The 12419-nt window shown below is 73.4% G+C and carries 13 protein-coding genes; 2 read left to right on the top strand and 11 right to left on the bottom strand.

All coding sequences use genetic code 11. The features are described 5' to 3' along the window. Window positions 1–134 precede the first annotated feature (134 nt). Window positions 135–1583 (top strand): sensor histidine kinase, encoded by a 1449-nt coding sequence (locus ACFYYN_RS04125; RefSeq protein WP_500331109.1) that lies wholly within the window; start codon window positions 135–137, stop codon window positions 1581–1583. A 164-nt stretch (window positions 1584–1747) separates the two neighbouring features. Here the strand turns inward: ACFYYN_RS04125 and ACFYYN_RS04120 are convergent, their stop codons facing one another. Further along, entirely contained in the window at window positions 1748–2005 is a 258-nt protein-coding gene (locus ACFYYN_RS04120) for a WhiB family transcriptional regulator (protein WP_018563321.1), read from the bottom strand. Window positions 2006–2322: 317 nt separating this feature from the next. Next, window positions 2323–3291, bottom strand: coding sequence for a diacylglycerol/lipid kinase family protein (locus tag ACFYYN_RS04115; protein WP_500544598.1), 969 nt, complete (start codon window positions 3289–3291; stop codon window positions 2323–2325). Window positions 3292–3365: 74 nt separating this feature from the next. On the opposite strand from ACFYYN_RS04115, the gene ACFYYN_RS04110 reads away from it, so the two are divergent. Next, complete coding sequence (locus tag ACFYYN_RS04110; protein WP_499513879.1) at window positions 3366–3788, top strand: hypothetical protein; 423 nt, start codon at window positions 3366–3368, stop codon at window positions 3786–3788. A gap of 42 nt (window positions 3789–3830) precedes the next feature. Here ACFYYN_RS04110 and ACFYYN_RS04105 read toward each other — a convergent pair whose 3' ends face one another. From ACFYYN_RS04105 to ACFYYN_RS04065, 9 genes are all read right to left on the bottom strand, one after another. Next, the gene (locus ACFYYN_RS04105; RefSeq protein WP_500544849.1) at window positions 3831–4784 is read right to left on the bottom strand and encodes an RNA polymerase sigma factor SigF; all 954 of its coding nucleotides are present in this window, start codon (window positions 4782–4784) and stop codon (window positions 3831–3833) included. A 43-nt stretch (window positions 4785–4827) separates the two neighbouring features. Further along, on the bottom strand, window positions 4828–5241 hold the full coding sequence (locus ACFYYN_RS04100; RefSeq protein ID WP_319138557.1) for an ATP-binding protein: 414 nt from the start codon (window positions 5239–5241) through the stop codon (window positions 4828–4830). Between the two features lie 206 nt (window positions 5242–5447). Then, window positions 5448–5957, bottom strand: a complete 510-nt coding sequence (locus ACFYYN_RS04095) for a GNAT family N-acetyltransferase (RefSeq protein WP_500544597.1) — start codon at window positions 5955–5957, stop codon at window positions 5448–5450. 10 nt (window positions 5958–5967) lie between these two features. Then, entirely contained in the window at window positions 5968–6858 is an 891-nt protein-coding gene (locus ACFYYN_RS04090; RefSeq protein WP_500544596.1) for a 1-aminocyclopropane-1-carboxylate deaminase/D-cysteine desulfhydrase, read from the bottom strand. A 16-nt stretch (window positions 6859–6874) separates the two neighbouring features. Beyond that, window positions 6875–8392, bottom strand: a complete 1518-nt coding sequence (locus ACFYYN_RS04085; RefSeq protein ID WP_500544595.1) for a glycosyltransferase family protein — start codon at window positions 8390–8392, stop codon at window positions 6875–6877. Between the two features lie 623 nt (window positions 8393–9015). Then, the gene (locus ACFYYN_RS04080; RefSeq protein ID WP_500544594.1) at window positions 9016–10077 is read right to left on the bottom strand and encodes an NAD(P)H-dependent flavin oxidoreductase; all 1062 of its coding nucleotides are present in this window, start codon (window positions 10075–10077) and stop codon (window positions 9016–9018) included. Further along, entirely contained in the window at window positions 10077–10808 is a 732-nt protein-coding gene (locus ACFYYN_RS04075) for a CoA-transferase subunit beta (RefSeq protein ID WP_500544593.1), read from the bottom strand. The genes ACFYYN_RS04080 and ACFYYN_RS04075 overlap by 1 nt, the downstream gene beginning before the upstream one ends. Continuing rightward, complete coding sequence (locus tag ACFYYN_RS04070; protein ID WP_500439838.1) at window positions 10805–11635, bottom strand: CoA transferase subunit A; 831 nt, start codon at window positions 11633–11635, stop codon at window positions 10805–10807. Before ACFYYN_RS04070 ends, ACFYYN_RS04075 begins: the two co-directional genes overlap by 4 nt. Beyond that, window positions 11632–12399 (bottom strand): enoyl-CoA hydratase family protein, encoded by a 768-nt coding sequence (locus tag ACFYYN_RS04065; protein ID WP_500544592.1) that lies wholly within the window; start codon window positions 12397–12399, stop codon window positions 11632–11634. Before ACFYYN_RS04065 ends, ACFYYN_RS04070 begins: the two co-directional genes overlap by 4 nt. Window positions 12400–12419: the final 20 nt, after the last annotated feature.

Below are 12419 nucleotides of genomic sequence, written 5' to 3'. Positions count from 1 at the left end.
GTCAATTCTGGACTAGACCACTAACGCCTGTCCACAAGGTGACGCAGTCAGATCATAGGTCGTCGGAGACCTTTGTGGGGACTGGATGACGGCGCCTTCCATGAGCGCGGGATACGCTCATTTGCGTGCCCTCCATGAACGATCTCGTACGCCAGCACACGGACCTCGACGATTCCGATCTCGAGTGGCTCCACCTGCTGGTATCGGAGTGGCAACTGCTCTCCGACCTCTCCTTCGCGGACCTCGTGCTGTGGGTCCCGACCAGTGACGGGACCCGCTACGTCTCCGTCGCCCAGATGCGGCCGAACACCGGCCCGACCTCGTACCAGGACGACATGGTCGGCCACCTGGTGCCGCGCGGCCGCCGCCCGATGCTGGACGCCGCACTCGACGAGGGCCGGATCGTCCGGGAGGGTGACCCGGAGTGGCGCGAGGAGGTCCCGGTGCGGGTCGAGTCCATCCCGGTGCGCCGAGCGGGCCGGGTCCTCGGGGTCATCGCCCGCAACACCAACCTGCTCACCGTGCGGACCCCCAGCCGCCTGGAGCTCACGTACCTGCAGAGCGCGTCCGACCTGGCGCAGATGATCGCGGCGGGCAGCTTCCCGTTCCCCTCCGAGCAGGTCGACATGGACGCCTCGCCGCGGGTCGGCGACGGCCTGATCCGGCTCGACGCCGAGGGCGTCGTCCAGTACGCCAGCCCCAACGCGCTCTCCGCCTACCACCGGCTCGGCCTGGCCGCCGACCTCGTCGGCCACCACCTGGGCTCGGTCTCCGCCGAACTGGCCCCTTCGCGGACCAAGAGCCACGAGGCGCTGGTGACCGTCGCCGGCGGCAAGGCGCCGCGAGAGACCGAGATCGAGGGCAACGGCGGCGTCATCCAGCTGAGGGCGATCCCGCTGAGCCCCAAGGGCACGCACAACGGCTCCTTGGTGCTGCTGCGGGACGTGACCGAGCTGCGCCGCCGGGAGCGCGAGCTGATGACCAAGGACGCCACCATCCGGGAGATCCACCACCGGGTGAAGAACAACCTGCAGACGGTCGCGGCGCTGCTTCGGCTGCAGGCCCGGCGGATGGACTCCGACAAGGGCCGGGAGGCGCTGGAGGAGGCGGTGCGGCGGGTCGGCTCGATCGCGATCGTGCACGAGACGCTGTCGCAGAACCTCGACGAGTGCGTGGAGTTCGACGAGATCGCCGACCGCGTGCTGGCGATGGTCGCCGAGATCTCCCCGGGCAGGGTCACCGCGCGCCGCAGCGGGCGGTTCGGCATCCTGACGGCCGAGGTGGCCACCCCGCTGTCGATGGTCCTCACCGAACTGCTGCAGAACGCCCTGGAGCACGGGTTCGGGCCGGGCGAGCAGGGCACCGTCGAGGTGGCCGCCGAGCGGCACGGGCAGAAGCTGGGCATCGCGGTACGGGACGACGGGCGCGGCCTGCCCGCGGAGTTCGACCCGCAGCGTGCCGGCAACCTCGGGCTGCAGATCGTACGGACCCTGGTCGTGGGGGAGTTGGGCGGAAGCTTCGACATGGTCCCGGCCGAGGAGCGCGGGACGAAGGTCGTCCTGGAACTGCCGCTGGAGGGCTGAAACCCGTCGAGGTCCTGCGAGTCCGGTGGGGCGGGGACCTCGCAGGACCGGGCTCCGGGAACGCCGAAGCCCCGGCTGCTCGGGGAGCGGCCGGGGCTCTTCGCGTCGCGATGCTGCGCGGTTCGGAGGTGCTGCGCGCTGCGGCTCGGGGGTAAGCGAGTGCGTCAGGCGCTGGCGTTGCGGGCGCGGTTGCGGGCGGCGCGGCGCTTCATTGCGCGACGCTCGTCCTCGCTGAGGCCACCCCACACGCCGGCGTCCTGGCCGGTCTCCAGCGCCCACTGCAGGCACTGCTCCATCACGGGGCAGCGGCGGCAGACGGCCTTGGCTTCCTCGATCTGCAGCAGCGCAGGACCGGTGTTGCCGATGGGGAAGAAGAGCTCGGGGTCTTCCTCGCGGCAAACGGCGTTGTGACGCCAGTCCATGGCTGCTCCATCTCCTTGTGTTGCATGTAAGTTGCTTGTGAATGTGAACGCTTTCACGAATCCTCAGACACGACACGGGACATCGCCCAGTCTCCTGGTGCGGTCCCGCGGGGGTGTGGTGAGGATTCCGGCTGCCGAGGACGCCCGATGAGCGGCTGTCCCGATCGCCAGGAAGAGCCTCGCAAACCTGGGCTGCGGATACAACCCCTTCCGAAAAGTTTTTTTTGAATCCTCGGTGTCGGCTCCGTCACAGCCGTACTTCCATGGGGTGCAGGGCAGCCTAAACGTTCGAGTGAAAGGACTTTATGTCCTTCTGCTTACACAATCACACGCAGTGCACGGCGTACGCCTGTGAAGGTTGCGCTCATTCGCAGTCCCAGGTGGTCTCCGTCCACCTGGAACGGCAGTGGCGCCTGCGAATGCAAGGTGAAGTCCGTCAGATCGTGCAGGGAGGTCGCGTGCTTGCCCTGCGGCCCGCGCTCCGGGGTCGAACGGAGCAGCTGGGTGGCGTAGCGGGTGACCGTCGCGCTGGTCAGCCGGGAGAGTCCCAGCACGTCGAGGGCGGTGTCGAAGGACGCGCGCGGCGAGGCGTAGATCGGCCGGTTGCCCAGGTAGGTCCACGGCGCGGTGTTGCACACCAGGGCGAGCACGAGGTCGGTCACCGGGTCCTCGCCCGGCCGGTCCAGGGTGATCGCGCCGGCGCGCCGGTTCGGCTCGGTGAGGAACTGGCGCACGACCTGGCGTATGTAGAGCGCGTGGGTGGAGCGCTTGCCGTGCTCGCGCTGCTGTTCCACCCGTCCCACGACACCCGCGTCGAATCCCAGCCCGGCGCAGAAGGTGAACCAGCGCGCGGGCACCCCCTCGTCCTCCGTGCCCGGGGTTCCGCTCACCAGGCCCAGGCCGACCGTGCGGGAGCTGCGCTCGCGCAGCGCGTCCAGCAGCGCGCCGGTCGCCTCCACGGCGTCGTTGGGCAGCCCCAGAGCGCGCGCGAACACGTTCGTGGACCCGCCGGGCACCACCGCGAGCTTCGGCAGGCCGTCGGGGTCGGGGCCGTTGTGCAGCAGACCGTTGACCACCTCGTTGACCGTGCCGTCCCCGCCCAGGGCGACGACCAGCTCGATCTCCCCGCCCTCCGCGGCCTGCCGCGCGAGGTCGCGGGCGTGGCCGCGGTACTCGGTCGCGGCGACCTCCAGCTTCAGGTCGCTGGCGAGCGCGTGCGCGAGTACGTCACGCGTCCGGGCGCTGGTGGTGGTGGCGGCTGGGTTGACCACGAGAAGGGCGCGCATGCCCGCCAGGGTACCTACCGGGCGGTACCGGGCCGCACCCCTGGTGGCCCGGACACGACGGCTACCCTGCTGGGGTGAGTGGCAACGAGAAGCCCGCGCAGCCGGGCCGTACGCGCCGCCTCGCGGCGGCGGCCGCGGTCGCGGCACTGGAAGGCGCCGCCCTGGCGGCCTGGGGGATCGCGATGCTGGCCCTGGGGATCCTCGGCGACCCCGACAGCCCGCGCCAGGCGGAGGCCGGAGGCGTGACCGTCCTCGCCCTGGCGGCCATGCCGCTGGCGGCCGCGTACGGGCTCTGGCACGCGCGCCGCTGGAGCCGCGGCCCCGCGCTGATCATCCAGCTCGTCGCGCTCCCCGTCGCCTGGAGCATGGTGCAGGCGGGTGGCGTCATGATCGCCGCCGGTGCCGCGCTGGGAGTGGCCGCCGTCGCCGAGCTGGTGCTCCTCGTCCACCCCGCGGCCACCGACGCCCTCGGGATCGGGCGTACGGCCGAGCAGTGAGCCGCGGCGCCCGGGGGCGCCGCCGTCACCTCCGCCGTACCGTCACTCCTCGACCAGGAGCTTGTCGCGCAGCTGGGCCAGCGTCCGGGCCAGCAGCCGGGAGACGTGCATCTGGGAGATGCCGACCTCCTGGGCGATCTGCGACTGGGTCATGTTCCCGAAGAAGCGCAGCAGCAGGATCTTCTTCTCGCGCGGCGGCAGCTGCTCCAGCAGCGGCTTGAGCGACTCCCGGTACTCCACGCCCTCCAGCGCGTCGTCCTCGGCGCCGAGGGTGTCGGCGACGGCCGGCGACTCGTCGTCGGTGTCGGGCACGTCCAGGGAGAGCGTGCTGTAGGCGTTGGCGGATTCGAGGCCCTCCAGGACCTCCTCCTCCGTGATCTTCAGGTGCTCGGCCAGCTCGTGCACCGTCGGGGCCCGCCCGTGCTGCTGCGAGAGCTCGCCGGTCGCCGTCGTGAGGGCGAGCCGCAGCTCCTGCAGACGGCGCGGGACACGGACCGCCCAGCCCTTGTCGCGGAAGTGCCGCTTGATCTCGCCGACGACGGTGGGGGTCGCGTAGGTGGAGAACTCCACCCCGCGGTCCACGTCGAAGCGGTCCACGGACTTGATCAGCCCGATCGTGGCGACCTGGGTGAGGTCGTCGAGCGGCTCGCCCCGGTTGCGGAAGCGCCGGGCGAGGTGCTCGACCAGCGGCAGGTGCATGCGGACCAGCCGGTTGCGCAGTTCGGCGCGCTCCGGGGAGCCCGGGGGGAGCTTGCTGAGCTCCACGAAGAGCGCCCGGGCCCCGGCCCGGTCGTGGGTCTCGTGGTGCCCGTGCTGCACCTGCCCGTGGTCCTGCTCCTGCTCCTGCTGCTCCTGCGCCATGCGATCCGCCCGATCCGCCTGATCCGTCTGCCCGGCCGCGTCACTGCTCCCGGGGCCGGACACGGGCCCGGGACCGGGATGCGGCCGCGCCTCCTGGCGCCGCGCCGCAGGGGCGGGTACGGGGCGGCCCCGCACCCCCGGCGTGCTGCCTTCCAGATCGTTCACGGCGATTCCCCCGTTACAGCTGTCCCGGTCCGGCACCGCGCTTCTTGTGCAGGGCGATGCTCACGGTCTTGTCGTCGGCCACGCTGGAGTCCACCTCGCCGGCCAGCGCGGACAGCACGGTCCAGGCGAAGGTGTCGCGCTCCGGGGCGCGGCCGTCAGTGGTGGGCGCCGACACGGTCACCCACAGGGCGTCTCCGACCAGGCGGAAGACGCAGCTCAGCACGGACCCCGGGACGGCCTGCTGGAGCAGGATGGCGCACGCCTCGTCCACGGCGATGCGCAGGTCTTCGATCTCGTCGAGGGTGAAGTCCAAGCGGGCCGCAAGTCCTGCCGTCGCCGTACGCAGCACCGACAGGTAGGCCCCCGCCGCGGGCAGCCGGACCTCGACGAAGTCCTTCGACCCGGGCTCGCCTGCGATCTGGGACACCCTCACCTCCAAGGTGGCACACGCACTGCCCACATCGGCATTGCACTGGATCTGATTCGGTTCGCCAGCGACGCTATCGCGATCCGTACCCCGGTGTCGCCCGGACGGAGCACGGTCGCCGCCATGAATGAGCCCTGCCCCGGCACCCCATGGCTGTCACCCATAGTAGGCGCACGAGCACGCAACGTCGCTAGTGGTCTGCGGTGTCAAATCGAAAGAGATGTCGCTTTGTTGACACGTGCCTGCTCAGCGAGGGCGCGAAGGGGGTCGCCGGTCAGTCGTTGCACCGTCCATTCGTCCTGGGGACGGGCGCCCATCGCACGGTAGAAGGCGAGGGACGGCTCGTTCCAGTCCAGCACGGACCATTCGAAACGTTCGTAGCCCCGTTCCACGCATATGGCGGCGAGTCCGGCGAGCAGGGCCTTGCCGTGGCCGCCGCCGCGCGCAGCGGGGCGCACGTACAGGTCCTCCAGGTAGACGCCGTGGGTCCCGGTCCAGGTGGAGAAGTTCCGGAACCACAGCGCGAAGCCCACGGGCGTGCCCAGGGCGTCGTCCTCGGCCAGGAGCGCGAAGACGGCCGGATCCGGGCCGAAGAGCGCGTCGTGGAGCTGCTGCGTGGTGGCCCGCGCGCTGTCCGGCTCCCGCTCGTACTCTGCGAGTTCGCGGATCATCGCGTGGATCTCCGGGACGTCGGCAGGTGTCGCGGCTCGGATCATGCCAGCAAGGCTAACCGGTCGGCCGCCCGGTCACGACGGCCGCGACCGTCGTCCCGGGCGCGAAGGCACCTTCCTGCGCCAGCGAGAACAGGCCGTGGAGCATCTTCGCGACGTAGACGGAGTCCGGGACGAAGCCGTGCCGCGTGCCGAAGTCCGCCGCGAACGCATCCAGCTCGGGCGAGGTACGGGCGTAGCCGCCGTGGTGGAAGCGTTCGTCCAGCAGCCAGGACCCGCGCGGTCCGCCGAAGGCCGCCTCCTGGAGCCGGCGTATCTCCCCGGCCAGGAAACCGCCGCCCTTGAGGACCGGGAACCCGATGACCCGCTGCCCCGGATCCACTCCGGCCGCCAGGCCCGCCAGGGTGCCGCCCGTTCCGCAGGCCACGCCCACGACGTCCGCCCTGCCGCGCAGCTCCTCGCCGAGCGCCACGCAGCCCCGTGCGGCGAGCGCGTTGCTGCCGCCCTCGGGGACGACGTAGGCGGGCCCCAGACGGTCCAGGAGGGCCGCCAGGACCTCCGGTTCGTCCTTGCGGCGGTAGGTGCCCCGGTCGACGAAGTGCAGCCGCATGCCGTCGGCGGCGGCCTGCGCGAGGGAGGGGTTGAGCGGGCGTCCGGCCAGCTCGTCGCCGCGGACGACGCCCGTGGTGGCCATGCCGAGCAGCCGGCCCGCGGCGGCGGTGGCGCGCAGGTGGTTGGAGTAGGCGCCGCCGAAGGTCAGCAGGCGGCGGTGGCCGCCGTCGAGGGCGGCCCGCAGGTTCAGGTGGAGCTTGCGCCACTTGTTGCCCGGCAGGTCGGGGTGGATCAGGTCGTCCCGCTTGACGAGCATCCGGACGCCGCGCCCGGCCAGCCGTTCGTCGTCGCGCAGCTCGACCAGCGGGGAGGGCAGGCGGACGTCCGGGATCACCCGTCCATTGTGGCCGTTACCTGGGCGAGAGGTGGACGCGGTAGCCCTGGTGGTAGTTCAGGTCCGGCAGCGGGCGGGAGGGCCAGTCACGCGCGTACGCGGGCGGCTGCCCGCCCCGCGGGGTGAGGACGGCGACGGGCTGGGTGCGGGCCAGGCGCAGGATGCCGGCCGGGGTCAGGTTCTCGTTGTTCCCCGCGGTCTGGCCGGAGGCGCAGCGCGCCTGGTAGCCGACGGGCGTCGCCATCGGCCCGGTCACCAGGCACGGCGGGCGCACCCCCAGCCGGTTCAGTTCCGCGGCCATGCGGGCGTAGTCCTCGTTGCCGATGGTCGAGCTGCGCACCGCGCGGTGGAGCACGATCTGCTGGGTGACGAGCTGCGCGAGCACGACGGCGACCACGGCGCCGGTGACGGCCGGACGCAGCGCCGGCCGTACCCGCGCGGGGAGCAGGAGGAGGCACTGGGCCGCGGGCAGGGCGAGCAGGGCGTACGCGGGGAGCAGGAAGCGCGGTGCGGCGTAGTCGATGAGCACCAGATAGGGCAGCGCAAGGGACAGGCCGCACACCGCCGGCAGGAACCGCGCCCCGGGCGCCTGCCCCTCACGCCGCGGCGCGAGGGCGACCCCGGCCGCCACCAGGGCGGGCAGGGCGAACCACCACACGGCGTCACCCTTGTGCTGCCAGACGGCGTCGCAGGGGCGGCACAGTGTGTGCGACGCGTCCAGGGTGCTGAGCTGGTCGGCGAACGCCAGGTGCCAGCCGAGGCCGCCCTCGATGGCGTTCGCACGGTCCATCCGGGCCAGGATGCCGCCGTAGCTGGTGAACGCCTCGACCACCCACTGGGCGCCGCCCAGCAGCACCCCGGCCGTGATGGCCGCGAGCAGCACCGGGCGGCGCCGGCCACGCACGAAGAGCGCGGCGACGCCCAGGGGCAGGGCCAGCCAGGCGGCGTCGTGCGGGCGCAGCAGGGTCAGCGCGGCGAACGCCACCGCCAGCCCGGCGAGCGCGCCCCGGCCGGTGTGGCCCGGCGCCGCCGCCTGCAGGTAGCAGCCCACCGCGATCAGGGCCACCAGCGCGACCCAGAGGTTGGGCATCGCCTGGGGGCCGTACAGCAGGGTCACCCACAGCCCGGTGAAGAGCAGCCCGGCCAGCGCCACCACCCGGGTGCCGAGCAGCGGCCGCCACAGCCACAGGGCCAGGAACAGGGCCGCGCCCGACAGGACCGCCAGGTAGACCCGGAGCGCGAGGGTCGACGCGGTCAGCAGCGCGATCGGCGCGACGAGGACCGGCACGCCCCGGGAGCGGGGCGCGCTGAAGAAGGCCGAGGGGATGTCCGGGGAGACCTGGCTGACGTAGACCGACTCGTCCCAGCCGAGGCCCATGCCGGGCGCGACGACCAGGAGGAGCTGGACCACGGTGAAGAGCGCCGCCAGGGAGGCGAGCAGATGGACCTCGGAGTGCGGGCGGCTGCGCGGCGGTGCGGCGTGGCGCGCGCGGGGCCGGGCATCCGGTGACGTCAGCTCATGCGTCGTCGCCATAGTGCGTCATGGCAACAGCCGTGACGCACGTGATCAAGGCGGCGCGCCGCTCCCCGGGGGCGGCTCGACCGGTGGGGTGAGCGCCGCCGGGCCCGTTCGCCCGGCTGGCGCCGCCGGCGGGGACGACGGGAGACGCGGCGCCTCGCCGGTCCGTGTGCCGGGCCGCTCCGCTCGGCTCCGTGTGCCGGGCCGCTCCGCTCGGCCGGGCCATGAGGGGTGGCGTGCCCGTCGCAGCGGGCCTCCCTCGGCCTTGGCAGCGCTCGCGGCGCGTCTGGGCCCCGGGCCGTGGGCATCGGTGACCTCATGGGCCGGCAGCCGCGGCGGGAGCATCGCCGGGATCGGCCGGGTCTGCTCGGCGAGGCCCTTGGCGGCGAGGACGAGCTCTTGCGCAAGTTCGGCGGGCGCCCACGGTGCCCGGGGCGTTGCCGCCGTCGCGGAGTCGGCTGCGGCATGCGGCTACAGCCGCGACAGTGCTGGGGCCGGGCGTCGTCGGCGGCCGGAAACGGCACGGGGGCCTGCACGCCGGAGGCGCGTGGTCGCCCGCGAGGGGGGCGTCAGCGGTCCGCGGGTACCGCTTTGCCGCGGCGTGACCGGGCGGCCGCGAGGGGGCCCGCCACGAGCCCTCAGGCGGGCGTGGCGAGGGAGGCCAGCCGGGCGAGGGCCTCCTCGGCGTCGGCCATGACGCGTGCGACGAGTTCCGCGCAGGAGGGCAGGTCGCCGATCACGCCCGCGACCTGCCCGGCGGCCATCACCCCCAGGTCCGGGCGGCCGTCGACCATCGCGGACTTCAGCATCATCGGGGTGCTGGCGGCGAGCAGGGTCTGACTCCAGGTCAGCTTTCTGCCGTGCCGCATCGCCAGGCCGTCGCGGACCATGGCGCGCGGGCCCATCCCCGAGACGCGGCGGAAGGCCGCCGCGTGCCGCAGGGCCCGTAGCAGGGCGGCCGCCTTCCCCGAGCGCTCCAGGGCGGCCACCAGGTCGGTGCGGAGCATGCGGTGCGGCAGCCCGTCGACGCGGTCGGTGACGACGACGTCCCGCACGGATGCGGCCAGGTAGCGGGCCTTGACGGCATCGGGCACCGGGCTGTCGGAGGTGAGCAGGAAGCGGGTGCCCATACCGACGCCCGCCGCGCCGTACGCGAGGGCGGCCGCCAGGCCGCGGCCGTCGAAGAAGCCGCCCGCCGCGATCACGGGGATGCCGACGGCGTCCACGACCTGGGGCAGCAGCACCGTGGTGGCGACGTTCCCCGTGTGGCCGCCGCCCTCGGCGCCCTGCACCATCACGGCGTCCGCGCCCCAGGCGGCGACCTTCTCGGCGTGCCGCCGCGCGCCGACGGAGGGGATGACGACCACCCCCGCGTCCTTGAGGCGGCCGATGAGCTCACGGGTGGGGGCCAGCGCGAACGAGGCGACGCGGACGTCCTCCGCGACGATGATGCGCACCCTTTCCGCGGCGTCCCCCGCGTCCGCCCGCAGGTTGACCCCGAACGGCGCCCCCTCGGTGCGCTCCCGTACCTCCCGCACCGCCCGGCGCAGCCGCTGCGGGCTCATGGTGGCCGAGGCGAGGATGCCGAGCGCGCCGGCGTTCGCCGTCGCCGACACCAGGCGGGGACCGGCGACCCAGCCCATGCCGGTCTGCACCAGGGGGTGGCGGACCCCGACGAGCCGTGTCAGCGCGGTCTCCATCAGGCCCGCACCTCCCGCTCCCGCAGCCCCTCGGGGTCGAGGACGGTACGGATCAGCCGCAGCTCCTCGGCGCCGGGCGCGCGGGTGCGCGGCGGGTGCGCGGGGACCGGCAGCGGGAAGCCGGTGGCCTCCTGGAGCGCGGCCGGGGTCACCCCGGGGTGCAGGGAGCGGACGCGCATGGTGCGTTCGGCGGTCTCGAAGTCGAAGACGCCGAGGTCGCTGACGACCCGCCGGACGTCGTGGAACCGGGTGGCGGACGGGCCGGCGGCGGCCGCCCTGTCGTGGCCGACGCCGCACACCATGTCGACGCGTTCGACGAAGACGCGGGGCGAGTGCCGCGGCACCCAGTAGCTGGTCGGGTTGTTGAGCGTGTTGACGGGCGCGCCCCGCACCCCCAGCAGTTGCCGTGCGGGACGCCCCCAGTCGCCGATGCACGAGATGTTCTGGTTGCCGTACCGGTCGAGCTGGCTCGCGCCCATCATGACGTGCCGCCGCCCGCCGGTGACCAGGGCCAGGTGCTGCCGGTAGGGCAGCCAGCCCTCCACCTCGCCCGCCGCGTCCAGGAGGAGGGCCTCACCGTCGGTGAGCAGCAGGCCGGGTGCGAAGGTCAGCCGGGCCAGCCGCGCGCCCAGGGAGGGGATCAGCCCCATGGGGGCGGCCAGCACCTCACCGTCGCCACGCCACGCCTCGGCGCAGGCGACGACGGCGTACTCGGCGCGGGTGGGGTTCACGGCCGCTCCTTCCCCGCGCCGGACACCAGGCGTTCCGCGAAGGCCGTCCAGGCGGCGGGATCGGCGGCGGCCCGGGCGTACTCCCGCTGGAAGTCCTCGTCGCGGTCGTAGTCCGGGACGCAGGAGGTGAAGTGGGCTCCGTGCGGGGCCTCGACGACCCCGGTGACGAACTGCCGCTTCACCAGGAGGGACTGGGGGCCGGCCGCCTTGAGCAGGTCCGCGGTGTCCACGACGCGTTCGCACGACACATAGGCGGCGTCCGCCGCCTCGCAGAACAGGTCGTCGAAGTACGGGTCCGGGCCGAGGTACTGGCCGTTGCCGCGGGCGTCGGCGCGGTTGAGGTGGACCAGGGCGGCGTCCAGGTGCAGCGCGGGGACGGCGACCAGCTCCTCCCCGTCGTCGTAGGGCGAGGTGACCGTCCGCAGCCAGGGGTTGACCCGCATCACGTCGGAGCCGAGCCCGGCGCGCACCGGCAGGAAGGGCAGCCGGTGGGCGGCCGCGGTCAGGCCCCACATCATCATGGCCTCGTCCAGCTCGGTGAGTTCCAGGGCGCCGCGTTGCCGGGCGGCGCGGAAGTGCGGTTCGAGCGGGATCGAGTCCAGGGTGACGAAGGCGGTGACCAGCCTGCGGATCCGGCCCGCCGCGGCCAGCAGGCCGACGTCCGGGCCCCCGAAGGAGACGACCGTCAGGTCCGTGACGCCTGACCGCAGGACGGCCGTCACCAGGGCCATCGGCTTGCGGCGGGAGCCCCAGCCGCCGATGCCGACGGTCATCCCGGAGCGGAGTTCGGCCGCCACCTCGTCCGCGGTCATGACCTTGCCGCTCATCGTCGCCCCCCGGATCCGGACCCGGAACCCGACACGAAGGCGTCGCGGTGCCGGTCCGCGACGCCACTGAGGTTGGCCTCGAAGGTGAAGCCCTGTTCGAAGCGGTAGCTGCGGCGGACGTCGACGGGGTCGATGCCGTTGATGGCGGCCTTGGCGAGGCGGAGCAGCTCGCCGTCCTTGGCCGCGATCTCGCGGGCGAGGGCGAGGGCCGCGGCGTCGAGCTCCCCGCGGGGCACGACCTGCCAGACCGAGCCGTGGCGGTGGAGTTCGGCGGCGCTGACGGTGCGGGAGGTGAAGTAGAGCGTGCGCATCAAGTGCTGGGGGACCAGCCGCGCGAGGTGGGTGGCCGCGCCCAGGGCGCCGCGGTCCAGCTCGGGCAGGCCGAAGGAGGCGTCCTCGGCGGCGACGACGGCGTCCGCGTTGCCGACCAGACCGATGCCACCGCCCAGGCAGTGCCCCTGCACGGCGGCGACGACCGGCACCTCGCACTCGTAGACGGCGGCGAAGGCCTCGTAGCAGCCGCGGTTGGCGCCGATCAGGGCCGTGTGGCCCGCGGTGCGCTGCATCTCCTTCAGGTCGACGCCCGCGTTGAAGCCGCGGCCCTTGGCGCGCAGGACGACGCAGCGGGTGCCCGGGTCGCGGCCGGCGGCGCGCAGGGCGTCCGCCAGCTCGTACCAGCCGCTCACGGGAAGGGCGTTGACCGGCGGGTGGTCGACGGTGACGGCGGCGACGCCGGGTTCGGGGTGCGCGGTGGAGACAGTCATCCGTGGATCAGCTACCTTTC

The sequence above is a fragment of the Streptomyces sp. NPDC001902 genome (assembly GCF_042891295.1).
GTDB lineage: Bacteria > Actinomycetota > Actinomycetes > Streptomycetales > Streptomycetaceae > Actinacidiphila.
This window is presented reverse-complemented; position numbering and strand designations above follow the sequence as displayed.